Source organism: Serratia sp. NFX21, assembly GCF_048517035.1.
Taxonomy (GTDB): Bacteria; Pseudomonadota; Gammaproteobacteria; order Enterobacterales; family Enterobacteriaceae; genus Serratia; species Serratia quinivorans.
In genome coordinates, this window is the sequence record NZ_CP183196.1 from 1,656,214 (window position 1) to 1,673,874 (window position 17,661).

At 53.3% G+C, this 17,661-nt stretch carries 17 protein-coding genes, 1 tRNA gene and 1 pseudogene; 11 read left to right on the forward strand and 8 right to left on the reverse strand.

Annotated elements, in window-relative coordinates; all coding sequences use genetic code 11:
• Positions 1-13: 13 nt before the first annotated feature.
• Positions 14-652 carry a multifunctional acyl-CoA thioesterase I/protease I/lysophospholipase L1 gene (tesA, locus tag ACNT1W_RS07770; protein WP_167470805.1) on the reverse strand — a complete coding sequence of 213 codons (639 nt, stop codon included), beginning with the start codon at positions 650-652 and terminating at the stop codon, positions 14-16.
• On the opposite strand from tesA, the gene ybbA reads away from it, so the two are divergent.
• The 4 genes from ybbA to galE all read left to right on the forward strand — a co-directional run bounded on the left by ybbA (position 623) and on the right by galE (position 6,629).
• On the forward strand, positions 623-1,309 hold the full coding sequence (ybbA, locus tag ACNT1W_RS07775) for a putative ABC transporter ATP-binding protein YbbA (protein WP_017891875.1): 687 nt from the start codon (positions 623-625) through the stop codon (positions 1,307-1,309). The two genes, tesA and ybbA, sit on opposite strands and share 30 nt — an antisense overlap.
• Positions 1,306-3,738 (forward strand): putative ABC transporter permease subunit YbbP, encoded by a 2,433-nt coding sequence (gene ybbP / locus ACNT1W_RS07780; protein WP_419246600.1) that lies wholly within the window; start codon positions 1,306-1,308, stop codon positions 3,736-3,738. Before ybbA ends, ybbP begins: the two co-directional genes overlap by 4 nt.
• A gap of 396 nt (positions 3,739-4,134) precedes the next feature.
• Positions 4,135-5,541, forward strand: coding sequence for a sugar porter family MFS transporter (locus ACNT1W_RS07785; RefSeq protein ID WP_419246601.1), 1,407 nt, complete (start codon positions 4,135-4,137; stop codon positions 5,539-5,541).
• A 71-nt stretch (positions 5,542-5,612) separates the two neighbouring features.
• Positions 5,613-6,629 (forward strand): UDP-glucose 4-epimerase GalE, encoded by a 1,017-nt coding sequence (galE, locus tag ACNT1W_RS07790; protein WP_017891878.1) that lies wholly within the window; start codon positions 5,613-5,615, stop codon positions 6,627-6,629.
• Positions 6,630-6,756: 127 nt separating this feature from the next.
• On the opposite strand, the gene purK is transcribed toward galE, so the two are convergent.
• The 4 genes from purK to ppiB form a co-directional block, all read right to left on the reverse strand.
• Complete coding sequence (purK, locus tag ACNT1W_RS07795) at positions 6,757-7,824, reverse strand: 5-(carboxyamino)imidazole ribonucleotide synthase (protein WP_419246602.1); 1,068 nt, start codon at positions 7,822-7,824, stop codon at positions 6,757-6,759.
• Positions 7,821-8,345, reverse strand: coding sequence for a 5-(carboxyamino)imidazole ribonucleotide mutase (purE, locus tag ACNT1W_RS07800; RefSeq protein WP_017891880.1), 525 nt, complete (start codon positions 8,343-8,345; stop codon positions 7,821-7,823). Before purE ends, purK begins: the two co-directional genes overlap by 4 nt.
• Before the next feature lie 165 nt (positions 8,346-8,510).
• Positions 8,511-9,233: a UDP-2,3-diacylglucosamine diphosphatase gene (locus tag ACNT1W_RS07805; RefSeq protein WP_261098986.1), complete on the reverse strand. Its 723-nt coding sequence runs from the start codon at positions 9,231-9,233 to the stop codon at positions 8,511-8,513.
• Positions 9,234-9,243: 10 nt separating this feature from the next.
• Positions 9,244-9,738 (reverse strand): peptidylprolyl isomerase B, encoded by a 495-nt coding sequence (ppiB, locus tag ACNT1W_RS07810; protein WP_012005604.1) that lies wholly within the window; start codon positions 9,736-9,738, stop codon positions 9,244-9,246.
• A gap of 302 nt (positions 9,739-10,040) precedes the next feature.
• Between ppiB and cysS the strand changes: the two genes are divergently transcribed.
• Positions 10,041-11,426 carry a cysteine--tRNA ligase gene (gene cysS, locus ACNT1W_RS07815; protein WP_017891882.1) on the forward strand — a complete coding sequence of 462 codons (1,386 nt, stop codon included), beginning with the start codon at positions 10,041-10,043 and terminating at the stop codon, positions 11,424-11,426.
• A gap of 68 nt (positions 11,427-11,494) precedes the next feature.
• Here the strand turns inward: cysS and ybcJ are convergent, their stop codons facing one another.
• Together ybcJ and folD are read right to left on the reverse strand one after the other, a co-directional pair.
• Positions 11,495-11,707: a ribosome-associated protein YbcJ gene (gene ybcJ / locus ACNT1W_RS07820; protein WP_012005606.1), complete on the reverse strand. Its 213-nt coding sequence runs from the start codon at positions 11,705-11,707 to the stop codon at positions 11,495-11,497.
• A gap of 10 nt (positions 11,708-11,717) precedes the next feature.
• Complete coding sequence (gene folD / locus ACNT1W_RS07825; protein WP_012005607.1) at positions 11,718-12,584, reverse strand: bifunctional methylenetetrahydrofolate dehydrogenase/methenyltetrahydrofolate cyclohydrolase FolD; 867 nt, start codon at positions 12,582-12,584, stop codon at positions 11,718-11,720.
• Between the two features lie 230 nt (positions 12,585-12,814).
• Between folD and ACNT1W_RS07830 the strand changes: the two genes are divergently transcribed.
• From ACNT1W_RS07830 to ACNT1W_RS07840, 3 genes are all read left to right on the forward strand, one after another.
• Positions 12,815-13,024: a hypothetical protein gene (locus ACNT1W_RS07830; RefSeq protein ID WP_419246603.1), complete on the forward strand. Its 210-nt coding sequence runs from the start codon at positions 12,815-12,817 to the stop codon at positions 13,022-13,024.
• Positions 13,021-13,317, forward strand: a complete 297-nt coding sequence (locus ACNT1W_RS07835; RefSeq protein WP_261098983.1) for a hypothetical protein — start codon at positions 13,021-13,023, stop codon at positions 13,315-13,317. The genes ACNT1W_RS07830 and ACNT1W_RS07835 overlap by 4 nt, the downstream gene beginning before the upstream one ends.
• Before the next feature lie 145 nt (positions 13,318-13,462).
• Positions 13,463-13,539 (forward strand) — tRNA-Arg (locus tag ACNT1W_RS07840).
• A gap of 15 nt (positions 13,540-13,554) precedes the next feature.
• Here the strand turns inward: ACNT1W_RS07840 and ACNT1W_RS07845 are convergent.
• A pseudogene (locus ACNT1W_RS07845) lies at positions 13,555-13,752 on the reverse strand (tyrosine-type recombinase/integrase); the annotation flags it as partial.
• 644 nt (positions 13,753-14,396) lie between these two features.
• Between ACNT1W_RS07845 and ACNT1W_RS07850 the strand changes: the two are divergent.
• The 3 genes from ACNT1W_RS07850 to ACNT1W_RS07860 all read left to right on the forward strand — a co-directional run bounded on the left by ACNT1W_RS07850 (position 14,397) and on the right by ACNT1W_RS07860 (position 17,281).
• Positions 14,397-15,491 (forward strand): NAD(P)-dependent alcohol dehydrogenase, encoded by a 1,095-nt coding sequence (locus ACNT1W_RS07850; protein WP_419246604.1) that lies wholly within the window; start codon positions 14,397-14,399, stop codon positions 15,489-15,491.
• A 33-nt stretch (positions 15,492-15,524) separates the two neighbouring features.
• Positions 15,525-16,025 carry a DUF4334 domain-containing protein gene (locus tag ACNT1W_RS07855; RefSeq protein WP_135344563.1) on the forward strand — a complete coding sequence of 167 codons (501 nt, stop codon included), beginning with the start codon at positions 15,525-15,527 and terminating at the stop codon, positions 16,023-16,025.
• 176 nt (positions 16,026-16,201) lie between these two features.
• Positions 16,202-17,281 carry an alkene reductase gene (locus ACNT1W_RS07860; protein WP_012005611.1) on the forward strand — a complete coding sequence of 360 codons (1,080 nt, stop codon included), beginning with the start codon at positions 16,202-16,204 and terminating at the stop codon, positions 17,279-17,281.
• The last annotated feature ends 380 nt before the right edge of the window (positions 17,282-17,661 follow it).

Here is a 17,661-nt window from a genome sequence, read left to right on the forward strand (position 1 = left end):
TGTACAACCCTATTTAGTTAGACTCATGTTTTACTAGAGGTTCCAGGCGTTCCGCCATCCAGGTGGCGATAAACGGTTGGGCATCCTTATTGGGATGCAATCCGTCATCCTGCATCCATTCCGCTTTCACCACCACCTGTTCCATATAGAACGGCAGCAGTGGAATGTCGAATTGTTTGGCAAGCTGCGGGTAAATCGCACTGAAGGCCTCGGTATAGCGGCGGCCATAGTTGGGCGGAATACGGATTTGCATCAGCAGCGGCTGCGCGCCGGCTTGTTGCACCAGCGTGATGATTTGGCTGAGGTCGCGTTGCAGATCCTGCGCCGGGAAACCGCGCAGACCGTCGTTGGCACCCAGTTCAATCAGTACCCAGCGTGGCTGATGTTGTTTCAGCAGCTCGGGCAGACGTGCCAGCCCCTGAGCGGCGGTATCGCCACTGATGCTGGCGTTGACCAGTTGCGGGTCACCCGGTTTTTTCTGCCATTGGTCGGCCAGCAGCGTCGGCCAGGCTTGCGCCACCGGCAAGCGGTAACCGGCGCTTAAACTGTCGCCTAATATCAATAAGGTATCGGCGGCGACAGCGCGTAAACTGAATAATCCCAACAGCAAAAGGAAGGGAAGATGCCAGCGGAAAACGTTCTTGAAGTTCATCATCTTAGTAAACACGTTGGTCAGGGTGAGCATCAGCTCTCCATCCTTACCGGAGTCGAGCTGGTTGTCAAACCCGCGCAGACAATTGCCCTGATTGGCGAGTCCGGCTCGGGCAAGTCAACGCTGCTGGGGATCCTCGCCGGGTTGGACGACGGCAGTGAAGGGGAGGTGCATTTGTTGGGCGAGTCACTGACCGCGCTGGATGAAGAGGGGCGCGCCGCGCTTCGCGCCAAAAATGTCGGCTTTGTGTTTCAATCCTTTATGTTGGTACCGACGCTCAATGCGCTGGAAAACGTCCAGTTACCGGCGTTGCTGCGTGGGGAAAGCGATCGCCAGAGCCGCGAACAGGCGGTGCAGCTGCTGGAGCAACTTGGGTTGGGCAAGCGCCTTGACCACTTGCCGGCGCAGCTTTCCGGCGGCGAACAGCAGCGCGTAGCGCTGGCGCGGGCGTTCAGTGGCCGACCACGGGTGCTGTTTGCCGATGAACCCACCGGTAACCTCGATCGCCAGACCGGTGAACGCATCGCCGATCTACTGTTTTCCCTCAACCGCGATTTCTCCACTACGTTAATCCTGGTCACCCATGACGAAACCCTGGCGGCTCGCTGCCAGCGTCGGCTGCGCCTGCGTGAAGGCCAGCTGTGGGAGGAAGCATGATCTGGCGCTGGTTTTGGCGTGAGTGGCGTTCACCGTCACTGCTGATCGTCTGGCTGGCGCTGACGCTGTCGATGGCCTGCGTATTGGCATTGGGCAGTATCAGCGATCGCATGGACAAAGGTCTGAGCCAGCAGAGCCGCGATTTTATTGCCGGCGATCGGGTACTGCGCAGCGCCCGGCCGGTGCCGGAAGGCTGGCTGCTGGACGCGCAACAACAGGGGCTGAAAGTCAGTCGACAGTTGTCGTTCACCACCATGACCTATGCCGGCGATCGGCCCCAGTTGGCAGACGTGAAGGCCACCGATCTTGCCTATCCGCTGTACGGCAAGCTGGAGACCCGCCCGGCCAACGTCAAACTGACGCCGGGGAGCGTGCTGGTGGCGCCACGTTTGTTGGCGTTGTTGAACGTGAAGGTCGGTGACAGGCTGGACGTGGGCGATACCAGCCTGCGCATTGCCGGTGAAATTATTCAGGAGCCGGATTCCGGCTTTAACCCCTTCCAGACGGCACCGCGCATCATGATCAATCTGGCGGACGTGGACAAAACCGGGGCGGTGCAGCCGGGCAGCCGTCTGACCTACCGTTATATGTTTGCCGGGGCTGCGGAGGATATCCAGCGTTATGAAGATCGTCTGACGCCACAGCTTGGTCCCGATCAGCGCTGGTTTGGCTTGCAGGAGTCCGGTAGTGCATTGGGTAAATCGTTGCAGCGTTCGCAGCAGTTCCTGTTGCTGTCGGCGCTGCTGACCTTGCTGCTGTCGATTGCCGCCGTCGCGGTGGCGATGAGCCATTATTGCCGCAGCCGTTATGACTTGATCGCGGTGTTGAAAACTCTGGGGGCCGGCCGCAGCGCATTGCGTAAGTTGATTGTCGGCCAGTGGCTGGCGGTAATTCTGCTGGCCGCCGTCGGAGGGGGCATTATCGGGCTGGGGTTTGAAGCGTTGTTGATCCGCCTGCTGGCACCGGTGCTGCCGGCGGAACTGCCAGCCGCCGGGGCCTGGCCGTGGCTGTGGGCGGTCGGCGCATTGCTGATGATTTCTCTGTTGGTGGGGCTGCGGCCGTACCGGCAGTTACTGGCGACCCAGCCGCTGCGGGTGCTGCGCCGCGATGTGGTGGCCAACGTCTGGCCGCTGCGTTATTTCCTGCCGGTGACGGCGGTGATTGTGGTGGCGCTGTTAACGGCATTGATGGGGGCCAGCACGCTACTGTGGTCGATCCTCGCCGGTATTCTGGTGCTGGCGCTGCTGTTGGGCGCTATCGGCTGGGGCAGCCTGTTATTGCTGCGACGCATTACGCTGAAGAATCTGGCACTGCGACTGGCGGTTAACCGTCTGCTGCATCAACCCTGGGTCACGGTCAGCCAACTGGCGGCTTTCTCGCTGTCGTTTATGTTGCTGGCGTTACTGCTGGTGCTGCGTGGCGATCTGCTTGAGCGTTGGCAGCAGCAACTGCCACCGGACAGCCCGAATTACTTCCTGCTGAACATGACTGAGGCGCAGGTGCCACAGGTGAAAACCTTCCTGCAACAGCATCAAGTTAAACCGGAAACCTACTATCCCATTGTCCGCGTGCGCCTGACCGAGATTAACCAGCAGGTGGCGACCGAACGGGTGCATGAGGACGATCCGGGCGGCGAGGCGGTGAATCGTGAGCTGAACCTGACCTGGCTGGCCGATCTTCCTGCGCACAATCCATTGCTGGCAGGCAGTTGGCCGCCGAAAGCCGGCGAGGTGTCGATGGATCAGGGCATTGCCGGACGACTCAAAATCAAACTGGGTGATACGCTGACTTTCAGCGGTGATACCCAGTCGTTCAGCGCCAGGGTCACCAGCCTGCGCCAGGTGGATTGGGAAAGCCTGAAACCGAACTTTTACTTCATCTTCCCGCCGGGTGCGCTGGACGGTCAGCCGCAAACCTGGCTCACCAGTTTCCGTTACGACGGGGACGGGCAGATGCTGACCCAGCTTAATCGCCAGTTCCCGACGCTCAGCCTGCTGGATATAGGTTCGATCCTCAAACAGGTGGGCGGTGTGCTGCAGCAGGTGAGCCGCGCGCTGGAAGTGATGGTGGTGCTGGTGGTGCTCTGCGGCGGTTTGTTGCTGATGGCGCAGGTGCAGGTGGGTATGCGTCAGCGGCGTCAGGAACTGGTGGTGTACCGTACGCTCGGCGCCGGCAAGCGCCTGTTGCGCAGCACGCTGTGGTGTGAGTTTGCCCTGTTGGGGCTGGTGGCGGGCATTGCCGCCGCGGTGGGGGCAGAAGCGGCGCTGTGGTTGCTGCAAAGCCAGGTATTTGACTTCCCATGGGCGCCAACACCGGTGCTGTGGTGGGCACTGCCGCTACTCAGTGCGTTGTTGCTGTCGCTGTGCGGTGGTTGGCTGGGCGTGCGCTTGCTGCGCGGGCAGGCGCTGTTCCGCAGTTACGACGGTTAACTCACATATCAAGCTGGCCCAGGTTACCGGGCCAGCCGAACAACGATCGCTATTTCCCTCTTATCTGACCTTCGCTTCACCCCAATCACCAATCTTTTATCCACGGCGTTCGGACGTTTGTGGTGTGATATCGGTTACATTTAGTTGAGGGTTATTAAAATGGACGCCCTGCGATATGGTAATAAGATGTTGCGGTTGTCTTCATTTTAAAGCAGTGAATGAGATTATTGTCTTTCTTAATCAAGGGTTTTTTACTGTTTTGTGGTGATCCGGCCTTTTTGCTGATTAAAATAAAGTAGTGTAATCGTTTCCACTAATGTGATCGCACTCACTTACCTCTGACGGATTGCCTCCTATCATAACGGCAACTTAAGAACGTTATCGATTGGAGGCAGTATGAGTACTACCGTCAAAGTGTCGGCGGCTGAGAATAGCCAAAGCAATGCAGGCATGACTTTCTTCGTCTGTTTTTTGGCCGCACTGGCCGGACTGCTGTTTGGTCTGGATATCGGCGTTATTGCGGGGGCTCTGCCGTTTATCACCGATTCGTTTCATATGACCAATTCCCAGCAGGAGTGGGTGGTCAGCTCAATGATGTTTGGCGCAGCGGTCGGTGCCGTGGGCAGTGGTTGGATGAACTTCCGCATCGGGCGTAAATACAGCCTGATGATTGGCGCCGTGCTGTTCGTGCTGGGATCTTTATGCTCAGCGGCAGCGCCTAACGTTGAAGTCTTGTTGGTGTCCCGTATTCTGCTCGGACTGGCGGTGGGTGTCGCATCCTATACGGCGCCCATTTACCTGTCTGAAATCGCGCCGGAAAAAATTCGCGGCAGCATGATTTCCATGTATCAGCTGATGATTACCATCGGCATCCTGGCGGCTTATCTGTCGGATACCGCGTTCAGTTACACCGGTGCCTGGCGCTGGATGCTGGGGGTGATCACCATTCCTGCCGTGCTGCTGCTGGTTGGGGTGTTCTTCCTGCCGGATAGCCCACGCTGGCTGGCTTCGCGTAACCGTCATGAGCAGGCACGTCAGGTATTGGAGAAACTGCGTGACAGCAGCGCCCAGGCGCAGCATGAACTGAATGAAATTCGTGAGAGCCTCAAGCTGAAACAGAGCGGCTGGTCGCTGTTTAAAGACAATAAAAACTTCCGCCGTGCCGTTTTTCTCGGCGTGCTGCTGCAGGTGATGCAACAGTTCACCGGTATGAACGTCATCATGTATTACGCGCCGAAGATTTTTGGTCTGGCGGGTTTTGCCAGTACCGCACAGCAGATGTGGGGTACGGTGATCGTTGGCCTGGTGAACGTGCTGGCCACCTTTATCGCCATTGGGCTGGTTGACCGCTGGGGCCGTAAACCGACGCTGACGCTGGGCTTTATCGTCATGGCGGTGGGCATGGGTGCCCTGGGGACAATGATGCATGTGGGGATGAGTTCGCCTGCCGAGCAATACTTCGCTGTTATCATGTTGCTGATGTTTATTGTCGGTTTTGCCATGAGCGCCGGCCCACTGATTTGGGTGCTGTGTTCTGAGATCCAACCGCTGAAAGGCCGTGACTTTGGTATCACCTGTTCCACTGCCACCAACTGGATCGCCAACATGATCGTCGGGGCGACCTTCTTGACCATGCTCAATTCGCTGGGCAGCGCCTATACCTTCTGGGTCTACGCGGCGCTCAACCTGGTGTTTATCTTCATCACGCTGGCGTTGATCCCGGAAACCAAAAATATCTCTCTGGAACATATCGAACGCAATCTGATGGCCGGTAAACCGTTACGTAACATTGGTTCACGCTGAGCGGTAAGCCAGGCACGCGAGGCCCGCTGATACGGCGGGCTTTCGCTCCTGACACTGATTAAGGGGAAATTATGTCTATTCTGGTGACCGGCGGTGCCGGCTACATTGGTTCACATACGGTGTTGGCTTTGCTGGAACGTGGTGAAGATGTGGTGGTGCTGGATAATTTGATCAACGCGTCCGAAGAGTCTTTGCGCCGCGTGGAGCAACTGACGGGCAGGGCCGCGACGTTTTATCGGGGAGATGTACAGGATGCCGGTTGCCTGAAGCGTATCTTTGAGGAAAACAACGTTACCTCGGTGATCCACTTTGCCGGCCTGAAGGCGGTGGGGGAGTCCACCCAAAAACCGCTGGAGTACTATCAGAATAACGTGGCCGGTACCTTGGTGTTGCTGGAGGCGATGCGCGAGGCGGGAGTCCATCAGTTTATCTTCAGCTCTTCCGCCACGGTGTACGGCGAACATGCGCCGGTACCTTACCGGGAAGATATGCCGATCGGCGGCACTACCAGCCCTTACGGCACCTCCAAATGGATGGTGGAGCAGGTCCTGCAGGACTTTGCCAGGGCTGAACCGGCATTTTCGATTATCGCGCTGCGCTACTTCAACCCGGTAGGCGCGCATGAGTCGGGCCTGATTGGCGAAGACCCGAGTGGCATCCCCAATAATCTGCTGCCTTATATCGCACAGGTGGCCATTGGTCAGCGGGAAACTCTGAGCGTGTTTGGCGGCGACTATCCAACCAAAGACGGCACGGGCGTGCGCGACTACATTCACGTGATGGATGTGGCGCAGGGCCATCTGGCGGCGATGGATCATTTAGCGCAGATTGCCGGGTTTAAAGCCTATAACCTGGGCTCCGGGGTCGGTTACTCGGTGCTGGAAATGGTGCGGGCGTTTGAAAAAGCCTCGGGCGTGACCATTCCTTATCAGATTTTACCGCGCCGTGCGGGCGACCTGCCTGCCTTCTGGGCCGATGCCGGGTTGGCAAAACAGGAACTGGGCTGGCAAGTGCAGCGCGGGCTTGACGTGATGATGCGTGATACCTGGAATTGGCAAAGCAAAAATCCGCAGGGCTATCGCCGTTAACAAACCTGCATAAAGGCTAAACCGGTAGGGGGCGAACATGTTCGCCCCGACTTAACCCGTTGATTATATGATAGGGCGCGGCATGCAGCGCCCCTACCATGAAACAACTTTTGGCAAGGGGAAACGTTTAAGCCAGCTTTTGCTGCGCCCAGGCCAGACCGCTTTGGTATTCGCTCGGCAGCAGCGGTGCCAGTGCCTGCAAGGTCTGCAGCAGCGCAGCGGCGTCAGGATCGTTCAGGTTCAGGTGCCCGACCTTGCGACCTTCACGCACCTCTTTCTCATACCAGTGCAGATGCACCAGCGGCAGCGCCAGCCACTGCTGATTCACTGCGGTGCCAATCAGGTTGACCATCACCGACGGTGTGCTCACTACCGGTTTTGGCAGCGGCAGGGCGAGAATAGCGCGCAGATGCAGTTCGAACTGGCTGATAGACGCGCCGTTCTGCGTCCAGTGGCCACTGTTGTGTACCCGGGGGGCCAGCTCGTTAATCAACAGGCGATCGCCAACGATAAAGCACTCCATCGCCATTACGCCGACGTAGTTCAGCTCATCAAGAATGGCCGTCAGCATTTGCTCCGCCTGCCGTTGCAGGGCAGGGTTGGGCTGCGGCAGCGCCACGCTGGTGCGCAGAATGCCTTCTTCATGCAGGTTATGGGTCAGCGGATAGAACACCGACTGGCCGTCATGCCCGCGTGCGCCGACCAGCGACACCTCACCGGAGAAGTTAATCCCTTGCTCGACGATACATTCGCCATAGGCATCGGCCGGCAATTCGGCTTCCTGGCCTGGGCGTAAACGCCACTGGCCGCGGCCGTCGTAACCGCCAACGCGACGTTTGACGATCGCCAGTTCACCCAGAGTCGCGAACACCTGTGGCCATTCGGCGACGTCAGCCAGCAGTTGCCACGGCGCGGTGGCCAGACCAAGTTGGTCGAGCAACTGCTTTTGCGTCAGGCGATCTGCCAGACGCGGAAAAATATCACGGTTGACGAAGCTGTTATGGGTTGCCAGTTCGCGCGTCAGCGCGGTTTCCGGCCAGCGTTCGATTTCGGCGGTGATCACGCTGTTCTGGTAGGGCACGGCTTCCGGTTCGGCGTCGAGGCCTACCGGGTACACGGCGATACCCAGCGGTTCACCGGCCTGGCGCAGCATGCGCCCTAACTGACCGTTGCCCAGTACGCAAACCGGCTTCATGCTTCCTCCCGCGGATCCGGGTGGTTCAGCACCTCGTCAGTTTGAGCCTGACGCCAGTCGGCCAGGCGTTGTGCCAGCGCGGCGTCGTGCAGCGCCAGAATTTGTGCCGCCAGCAGGGCAGCGTTGGCGGCACCGGCTTTGCCGATGGCCAGCGTACCCACTGGAATACCGCGCGGCATTTGCACGATTGAATACAGGCTGTCTACACCGCTCAGTGCGGCGCTTTGCACCGGAACACCCAGCACCGGAACCAGCGTTTTCGCCGCCAGCATGCCCGGCAGGTGCGCAGCACCGCCTGCACCGGCAATGATCACGTCAAAGCCATTATCAGTTGCCTGCTCGGCAAAGCTGAACAGCTTGTCTGGCGTGCGATGAGCGGAAACGACTTCGACATGGAACGGGACATCGAGCGAGGTCAGGACTTCGGCGGCAAACTGCATGGTGGCCCAGTCACTTTTCGATCCCATTACAATTGCGATTTTAACCCCAGCGTGGGTGGCTGAAGCGGCGTTGGCTCCCATGGGTGTAAGGCTCCTGTATTGTACAAACGACGGCCGGTTGCCTGCGGCGGGAGGCCGAATGAGGGCACAGAGCATACCATGAGCGCACGGCGAGGAAAACGGTTGCGTCGCCGGTTTTCATTGCCAAAAGCGTGAATTTTTTTACCTGTGCGACAAGTCAGGAACTTAGAACGGGAATTGGATCAGCTCGACGGCGTCGGCACTGACTTTGATCATGGAGCCTTCAACGTGCCAGGCTCCCAGCACCACGCGGTGGGCCTTGCCGTTGCTCAATGCCAATTCATGCACCGCCGGACGGTGAGTGTGGCCGTGGATCATCCAGTGAACCTTGTGGCGCAGCATCGCCTGCTCAACCGCCTGTGGATTGACGTCCATAATAGAGTCCGACTTGTACTGGTTACTCTGCTGGCTGCGGGCACGCATTTTGGCCGCGATCTTAAGACGCCAGCGCAGCGGCATGGCCAGAAACAGTTTTTGGATCAGCGGATTGTGTACCTTGCGGCGAAACTGTTGGTAGGCCTGATCGTCGGTACACAGCGTGTCGCCATGCAGGATAAGGATTTTTCGGCCATACAGATTCAGCACTTTTTCTTCCGGCAGCAGTTGCATACCGCTGGCACGGGCAAAGCGTTTGCCGACCAGAAAATCACGGTTGCCGTGGATAAAGTAGCAGGGCACGCCAGCCTGTTGCAGCGCCTTCAGTGCCGCAGCGATTTCGCCGTGCAGTGGCTCGGGATCGTCATCGCCGATCCAGGCTTCAAACAGGTCGCCAAGAATGTACAGGGCGTCGGCGTGAATGGCATCTTGCCGCAAAAAACGCAGAAAACCGGCAGTGATTGCCGGTTCCTGTGCGCTTAAATGCAGATCTGCGATGAACAGCGTGTTCATGCAGCCGCGATTACTCGCTGACGGTAACGCTAGTGACGATGACGTCTTCTACCGGTACGTCCTGGTGCATGCCGCTACGGCCGGTTTTCACCGCTTTGATCTTGTTAACCACGTCCATGCCTTCAACCACTTCAGCAAATACGCAGTAGCCCCAGCCCTGCGCGTTTTCGCCGCGGAAGTTCAGGAAGTCGTTGTCTGCCACGTTGATGAAGAACTGTGCGGTCGCAGAGTGTGGATCGTTGGTGCGAGCCATTGCCAGGGTACCGATGGTGTTTTTCAGACCGTTGTTGGCTTCGTTCTTGATAGTCGCTTTGGTGTCTTTCTGGGTCATGCCCGGCTCAAAACCGCCGCCCTGAACCATAAAGCCATTGATAACACGGTGGAAAATGGTGTTATTGTAGAAACCTTCACGGCAGTAGTTCAGGAAGTTTTCAACGGTAACCGGCGCTTTGTCAGCAAAGGTGTTGATAACGATATCGCCGTGATTAGTGTGGAAAGTAACCATAGTTTTAGTCCTAACAAGATGAATTGAGATGTCACAAGGATCGAGTGAACAATCAGACCGCCGTTATAACATATCTCCTTTAATCAGTCAGCAGCGGGTAAACCGCACGCTGGCTGTGGTAAAACGATAATTGTTATATTATAACATTGGTGGCGTTCGCTGATTTCTCACCGTTTTCCACCTCTCAGCTTAGCAAAGCGCGGCCTTAACCTTGCATTAGATCAGGCTTCGGGTTTCAATACGCTGCTGGGTGAATCGCCTAATTACTATTTTTGTTATCACGCACACCACGGAATGTCCCGATGCTAAAGATTTTTAATACCCTGAGTCGTCAAAAAGAGGAATTTAAGCCCATTCATGCCGGTAAAGTTGGCATGTACGTGTGCGGGGTAACCATCTATGACCTGTGTCATATCGGCCACGGGCGTACCTTTGTTGCTTTCGACGTCGTCGCGCGTTATTTGCGTTACCTCGGCTATTCGCTGAACTACGTGCGTAACGTTACCGACGTTGACGATAAAATTATCCGCCGTGCGACAGAGAATGGCGAAAGCTGCGATCAACTGACCACGCGCATGCTGGCAGAGATGCACGCCGACTTCGATTCTCTGCTGATTGAACGCCCGGACATCGAACCGCGCGCCACTCAGCATATCGCCGAGATCGTTGAGATCACCCAGCGCCTGATCGATCGCGATCACGCCTACGTGGCCAGCAACGGCGACGTGATGTTCTCTATCGACAGCGATCCGCAATACGGCTTGTTGTCACGCCAGGATCTGGATCAGCTGCAGGCCGGTGCGCGGGTAGAAATCGATGATGTAAAACGCAACCCGATGGATTTCGTGCTGTGGAAGATGTCCAAGCCGGGCGAACCGAGCTGGGAATCGCCATGGGGCGCAGGCCGTCCGGGCTGGCACATTGAATGTTCTGCGATGAACTGCAAGCAGTTGGGCACCCATTTTGACATCCACGGCGGCGGTTCCGATCTGATGTTCCCGCATCACGAGAACGAAATTGCCCAGTCTAGCTGTGCTCACGACGGCCCGTACGTCAACTACTGGATGCACTCCGGTATGGTGATGATCGACAAAGAAAAAATGTCGAAATCGCTGGATAACTTCTTCACCATCCGCGACGTGCTGGGTTACTACGACGCCGAAACCGTGCGTTACTTCCTGATGTCTGGCCACTATCGCAGCCAACTGAACTACAGCGAAGAGAACCTGAAACAGGCGCGTACCGCACTGGAGCGTTTGTACACCGCGCTGCGCGGTACCGACGTTAACGCTCAACCGGCCGGTGGCGAAGTGTTTGAAGCTCGCTTCCGCGAAGCCATGGATGATGACTTCAATACCCCGGAAGCTTATTCGGCGCTGTTTGATTTGGCACGCGAGGTTAACCGTCTGAAAGCAGAAGATCTGACTGCAGCCAACGGCCTGGCGGCGGAACTGCGCAAGCTGGCGAAGGTGCTGGGCTTGTTGCAGCAAGAACCGGAACTGTTCCTGCAGGGCGGCGCACAGGCGGACGACGGTGAAGTAGCGGAGATCGAGGCACTGATCAAACAGCGTAATGACGCGCGCAAAGCCAAAGATTGGGCGCTGGCGGATGCCGCGCGCGACCGTTTGAACGAGATGAACATTGTGCTGGAAGATGGCCCGCAGGGAACCACCTGGCGCCGTAAGTAATTCGCTTAAGGCTGAAAAGCAAAAAAGGCGCTGAGGGTTAACTCAGCGCCTTTTTTATGGAGCATGGCTTATGGCTTAACTACAACCTTGCCGCCGTTAAACTCCACCACCTGATCGGCGACGATTTTGCAGCGCTTGCGCGTTTCTACTTTGCCGTTTACTTTCACCTGCCCATCGGCGATGACTTCTTTGGCGGCACCGCCACTTTCACACCAGCCCTGGAACTTGAGCAGGTCGCACAGTTCGACGTGCGGGTGATTATCCAGATTAAAAGTTTCCATACTGCCTTACTTATTTAGGTTGAACGTCGTGATAAACCTCGCAGGCCTGCAAGGTATTTTGGATCAGTGTAGCAACGGTCATTGGGCCAACGCCACCCGGAACCGGAGTAATATAGGCCGCGCGTTCGCTGGCGGCATCGAATTCTACGTCGCCGACTACTTTACCACTTTCAAGACGGTTAATGCCGACATCCACCACGATCGCGCCCGGTTTGATCCAATCACCAGGAATAAAGCCCGGTTTACCGACCGCGACGATCAGCAGATCGGCATTTTCAACGTGATGACGCAGGTTCTTGGTGAAACGGTGGGTCACGGTGGTGGTGCAACCGGCCAGCAGCAGCTCCATGCTCATCGGGCGGCCAACGATGTTGGACGCGCCAACCACAACGGCATTCAGGCCATAGGTATCGATGTTGTAACGCTCGAGCAGGGTCACGATGCCGCGTGGGGTACATGGGCGCAGTTTAGGCGAGCGTTGGCACAGACGGCCGACGTTGTAAGGGTGGAAACCGTCAACGTCTTTATCCGGATGAATACGCTCCAGCACTTTGACGTTATCGATGCCGGCAGGCAGTGGCAACTGGACCAGGATGCCGTCGATCTCGCCGTCGGCATTCAGCCTGTCGATCAGCGCCAGCAATTCGGCCTCACTGGTGGTGGCAGGCAAATCGTAGGAGCGAGAGAGGAAACCCACCTCATCACAGGCGCGGCGCTTGCTGGCGACGTAAATCTGTGAGGCCGGGTTCTCGCCAACCAGCACGACTGCCAGGCCCGGCGCGCGTTTGCCGGCGGCCAGACGTTGTTTAACTTGCTCAGCCACTTCGTTTCTAACCTGCTGCGCAATCGTTTTACCATCAATAATCTTTGCTGACATCAGTGAGGAAATCCATCAATTAAGAAAAGCGGGGATGGCGCTATTTTGTCAGAAGCGGAGCGCGCTGTCAGGCGCTGAATCGTGTTCGACGCTGTTTGCCGGAGGGGATTTACGCTTTTTTTATGCCAACAGAATGATCCTCTACGCCTTTTTTATCTTGCGCTACTTAAGCTGTGGCTATTCACACTGCGGTATTCGCGCCAGCCGCAGGCGCTAACGGAGCCACAATCATGATGATCATCACTCGGCTACATCCATGGCATCAGCAGATTTCCAGCCCGATTAACCCGCCCAAACACGTGGGCGAAACGGTGTTCGACTCATCAATGCACCCGGCGGACGTGGCGCAGTTGATGGCGTTGCACCAGCTCGCGGAACACAAAGCACCGCTATCCTGGCGAGCACGCCTGCGTGCGCTGTGCCGGAGGTTGCACGTATGAGATTTATCAGAGGGATTGGTTTTATGTTGCTGGCGTGGGTGCCAATGGGTCATGCCTCGTTGAATGCCACGCCGGTCAGCGCCGCACTAAACCAACCGTTGGCGACCGCCTGCAACCTGCTGACTACCGAGCATGCCGACTGGGGAAATATCAATGCGGTGGTGCGCTCGGCCCGCATTTGTCTGCAGCGCCCGGCAGGGCAACAGCAATCGGAACGGCTCCCCGAACAGGCCGAATCCGGCCTGGTTCACTACAGCGGGAGTCTGTTGCCGGAGCTAATACAAGGGAAATAAAGACGTTTTGCCGAGGGACGGCGGCAGCAATGGCTGAAAAATCACCATAAAGCACGGCTGACGCCGTAACGTCATGAAAAGGCATTGACTCAGTAACCCCTGACCGTATAATCGCACTCCGCAACTCCGGTTGCCGCATCCCAATGCGCCCTTAGCTCAGTTGGATAGAGCAACGGCCTTCTAAGCCGTAGGTCACAGGTTCGAGCCCTGTAGGGCGTACCATTTAGAATCAATGACCTACGCTATTCTCAGCCCTGCCTGATTTCCTTCTTGTGTCGTTAACGCCCAATAGTGCATCAGTGCGTCAATTTTTCGTGCGTGCTCAGTTAGATGGTTGGGGGCCAGATGCGCATACCTACGTACCATTTCAATTGATTCCCAGCCCCCCATTTCTTGCAGAGCTGAAAGTGGGACGCCAGATTGGATTAACTGACTGTATTAAAATGTGGTTCTAGGAACTTCTAGCCGTAGGTCACAGGTTCTAGCCCTGTAGGGCATAAACTGGTAATCAAAGCCTCTCCTTTTCGGTCACCTAACTCGCTTACGCTGTCTCGTAAGATAAAAACAATGTCTCGTTAAATCAAGAAGTGAATTGAAATCAGAAGTATGCTTTTTGCAGTTGAGCAGAGCAAAAGTTTCATAAGAAATTTAATAGAATAAAATGTAACAAGTAATGGGTTAAAAAATCCATCGAAACTTATTGTTCTAGAGCCTATTTAAAAATAGGTTTGTTAGATTTTCAAGTTTTTGGTGATATATTATTTCTTTAAATAATATTCATCAGTATTTTCTGAATTAAAATAGATTTCTTTAACTCTGACCTTGAATTTTTAAGTCGACACCACTCTTTAATTAACTTCGGTGGTTGCTGGGTGAGAATAAGCCGTCTGAGCACTTTTTAATAGTGAGTTTTATAATTTATATAAAAATACATAGGCAGATTAATATTGATTGTTTTAAATGTTAATAATTATTTGTTTATTTATTTGAATGGAATTGAGTTGATTTATTTTTTTAGTGTGAAGTAGAGTCTGGAAAACAATGGTAAGTGTAGGGTAAATATATCAGAGGAAATTGAAATGATAAAAGCTATAGCTGCTGTGACCGAATCTGCTGATACACCTTTTACTGTTTGCGATATTGAACTTGAAGATCCACAGGATTATGAAGTTTTGGTTCGCATCAAAGGTGTAGGTATCTGCCATACTGATTTGAGCTTCAAGCAAATAGGTCACTATGCTCCAGGAGTTCTTGGGCATGAAGGTGCGGGAGTGGTTGAAAAAGTGGGAGCTGCCGTAACCCGCCTGGTTCCCGGTGACCATGTTGTTCTTAGTTACTTTGCTTGCCACCATTGTGAGACTTGCTTGGATGGACATCCTGCATACTGCGATAATATGGAGGCTGCCAATATAAGTGGGGGGCGTGTAGATGGATCTACTCCTATTCAAATCAACGGTAAGCCTGGCAAAGGTTCTTTCTTTTATCAATCCTCTTTCGCAAACTATGCCATTTCCCACGAGAACAATACGGTGAAGATAGACAAGACTCTACCGGTTGCTTTGATGGGGCCATTGGGCTGTGGTTTGCAAACGGGGGCCGGTGCCGTTATTAATGCTCTTAAAGTTGGGGAAAACCAGGGTATCGCTATTTTTGGTTTAGGCGCGGTTGGTCTTGCTGCAGTGATGGCTTCCAAGATTTCTGGTGCTAATCCTATTATTGTTGTCGATATCGTCCCGGAGAAACTCGAACTAGCAAAACAACTTGGATCAACTCATATTATAAATGGTGCAACAAGTGATGCGGTTAGCGAAATAAAACGTATCTCCGAGGGGGGAGTCGCATTTTCTCTTGAATGTGTTGGCGTTCCGAAACTCCTTGAACAAGCCGTAGAATCCCTGCGTCCTACCGGCGTGTGTGGTTTACTTGGTATGAGCAGCACTGAAGCTACGGCATCAATAAAATTATTAGATTTACTGGGTGGTCGTACCGTCAAAGGGATTATAGAAGGAGATGCCGATCCTCAGGAATTTATTCCAAAATTGATTGAGTTCTATCGCTCGGGGCAATTTCCTTTTGATAAACTGCTCAAAACTTACCCGTTAGAAGATATAAATCTTGCCATTGATGATATGAAAAATGGCTTGGTCGTTAAGCCAGTATTAATACCATCTTGATGTTTTGTTTTTAATAAAAATAAGGAGCCTGCCATGAATTTTCAAGAGGCGATCAATACCGGTAAGGTTACGCAAGAACAGGCATTCCAGATATTTGACAGCCTTTCAATTGTCCAGCCGGAAGAGATATTCGGGAATTGGAAGGGCAGTGAGTTAATTTCTGGGCATCCTGCCGATGGAAGCCTAACCGCCACCGGTTGGTTTGGAAAGCGTTTCACAGATGTTGAAACGGTTGATCCATTGCTTTTCTATACTCATGACGGAGGCGTTTTTGCTGCTGATCCGATCAAACTGCGTTCAGGTGGTGGTTCTCAGCAAAAAGCGGCAGATCGCCAACAAGAAATAGAAACAGACCAACCAACAGCCAGGCTGCGGTTGGTTAACTACCGTGGTAAAACTTCCGCAGCGATGATTTACGATCAACTTCCTATAATCGACCACTTTCGTCGAGTTGATGCAGAGACGATTTTGGGCGCTATGGATGCGCGGAACGATATGTTCACATACTTCTTTGTTCTACATAAAGTTGAATAGTTAAACTGAAATAAAATTTACTTTATGCGCATTTATTGAAATATGCGGAACTTGCTAAAGCAATGAGTAATATTTTTTATTTTTTTTGCATTACTCTAAGTTCACATTACACCTGTTAAATTTAGGCGTTATTTTTATTTTATATAGTCGGAAATATAAATTTATAGAGGTCAGTCATGACAAATAAAAAACTATTTAGTCCATATAAGCTTGGTCAGATCACCCTTTCCAACAGGATTGTCCTTGCACCTCTTACCCGCAGTCGGGCTGGTAAAGGTTTTGTCCCTGGCGAATTTGCGGCAACTTATTATAGTCAGCGTGCATCTGCCGGCCTTTTAATAGCGGAAGCCACTCAGATTTCTCAACAGGGGCAAGGGTATCAAGATACGCCAGGAATATATACACAGGATCAAATTGAGGGTTGGCGAAAAGTCACTGATGCGGTACATGCCAAGGGAGGTGTTATTTTTCTGCAGATTTGGCATGTTGGCCGAATCTCACATGTAGAGCTTCAAAAAAATGGTGCGGCGCCGGTAGCACCTTCTGAAATTCAGGCAAATGCGAAGGTGTTTATAAATAACAGTTTAGTGCAAACTTCAATTCCGCGAGCTCTGAGTATTGATGAAATACCCGGTATCGTGGATGACTTCCGGCAAGCCGCGGCAAATGCGATCGCTGCTGGATTTGACGGTGTTGAGGTTCACGGTGCTAATGGTTATTTACTTGATCAATTTGTTCGCGATAATGCCAATAACCGTGTTGATGCTTATGGTGGTTCAATTGAAAACCGTGCCCGTTTGTTGCTAGAAGTGACGAAGGCCGTGATTGAAGAGGTTGGTGCTGATCGTACTGGGGTTCGTATTTCTCCCGTCTCGCCTATTAATGATGTTGTTAGCCGTGAGCCTCAGGCTCAGTTTAATTATATCGCTACTGAACTCAGTAAGTTAGGCGCCGTTTATCTTCATGTTGTAGAAGGCGCAACTGGCGGGGCACGTGATGATGTACCGTTTGATTTTGACACCCTGCGTCAAAACTTCAAAAACACTTACATTGCAAATAACGGGTATGATCTGAATTTGGCAAATATATCTCTTGCAGAAAATAAGTCTGATTTGATTTCCTTTGGTCGGTTTTTCATCAGTAACCCAGATTTAGTAGAAAGATTTAAAAGCGGTTCCTCTTTATCTGAAATTGACGCTGAACACCTCTACGGTGGGGGGGCAAAAGGCTATACCGACTATCCAACCTTGAGTTAAGTCCAGCAGCGGTATTGACGTAGCCCGACTGTTTTTTATTCAAACGGTTGGGCTTTTTTGCTTAATCGTACATCTTACATATGGCATGCTTCTGATGTTTTAATTAATGAAAATTAGATAATGTCAAGTTTACAGGCTAGTAAACATCTGCATAGTATAAAATATACTTTTCTTTTTATCGGCCTTCCGACATCGTACTATCTTTAAGGATTGGTTTCCCTTATCTGTGGCTGTGCTATTCGAGTTGATTTTTTTATATGCAATATGCACTGACTTGAGTTAAACATTATATGGTGCCAATTTATCCTTGAATGCGGCCTGTTGGCTATTTTCAAAAAGTGTCCGATTATTTTTGGTTATTTGATTTACGCTTCTTTTTC

What these genes read in the sequence shown, in the direction of transcription:
- ybbA (WP_017891875.1), top strand. Translation starts at nt 623, where the DNA reads ATGCCAGCGGAAAACGTTCTTGAAGTTCATCATCTTAGTAAACACGTT.
- tesA (WP_167470805.1), bottom strand. Translation starts at nt 652, where the DNA reads ATGAACTTCAAGAACGTTTTCCGCTGGCATCTTCCCTTCCTTTTGCTG.
- ybbP (WP_419246600.1), top strand. Translation starts at nt 1,306, where the DNA reads ATGATCTGGCGCTGGTTTTGGCGTGAGTGGCGTTCACCGTCACTGCTG.
- ACNT1W_RS07785 (WP_419246601.1), top strand. Translation starts at nt 4,135, where the DNA reads ATGAGTACTACCGTCAAAGTGTCGGCGGCTGAGAATAGCCAAAGCAAT.
- galE (WP_017891878.1), top strand. Translation starts at nt 5,613, where the DNA reads ATGTCTATTCTGGTGACCGGCGGTGCCGGCTACATTGGTTCACATACG.
- purK (WP_419246602.1), bottom strand. Translation starts at nt 7,824, where the DNA reads ATGAAGCCGGTTTGCGTACTGGGCAACGGTCAGTTAGGGCGCATGCTG.
- purE (WP_017891880.1), bottom strand. Translation starts at nt 8,345, where the DNA reads ATGGGAGCCAACGCCGCTTCAGCCACCCACGCTGGGGTTAAAATCGCA.
- ACNT1W_RS07805 (WP_261098986.1), bottom strand. Translation starts at nt 9,233, where the DNA reads ATGAACACGCTGTTCATCGCAGATCTGCATTTAAGCGCACAGGAACCG.
- ppiB (WP_012005604.1), bottom strand. Translation starts at nt 9,738, where the DNA reads ATGGTTACTTTCCACACTAATCACGGCGATATCGTTATCAACACCTTT.
- cysS (WP_017891882.1), top strand. Translation starts at nt 10,041, where the DNA reads ATGCTAAAGATTTTTAATACCCTGAGTCGTCAAAAAGAGGAATTTAAG.
- ybcJ (WP_012005606.1), bottom strand. Translation starts at nt 11,707, where the DNA reads ATGGAAACTTTTAATCTGGATAATCACCCGCACGTCGAACTGTGCGAC.
- folD (WP_012005607.1), bottom strand. Translation starts at nt 12,584, where the DNA reads ATGTCAGCAAAGATTATTGATGGTAAAACGATTGCGCAGCAGGTTAGA.
- ACNT1W_RS07830 (WP_419246603.1), top strand. Translation starts at nt 12,815, where the DNA reads ATGATGATCATCACTCGGCTACATCCATGGCATCAGCAGATTTCCAGC.
- ACNT1W_RS07835 (WP_261098983.1), top strand. Translation starts at nt 13,021, where the DNA reads ATGAGATTTATCAGAGGGATTGGTTTTATGTTGCTGGCGTGGGTGCCA.
- ACNT1W_RS07850 (WP_419246604.1), top strand. Translation starts at nt 14,397, where the DNA reads ATGATAAAAGCTATAGCTGCTGTGACCGAATCTGCTGATACACCTTTT.
- ACNT1W_RS07855 (WP_135344563.1), top strand. Translation starts at nt 15,525, where the DNA reads ATGAATTTTCAAGAGGCGATCAATACCGGTAAGGTTACGCAAGAACAG.
- ACNT1W_RS07860 (WP_012005611.1), top strand. Translation starts at nt 16,202, where the DNA reads ATGACAAATAAAAAACTATTTAGTCCATATAAGCTTGGTCAGATCACC.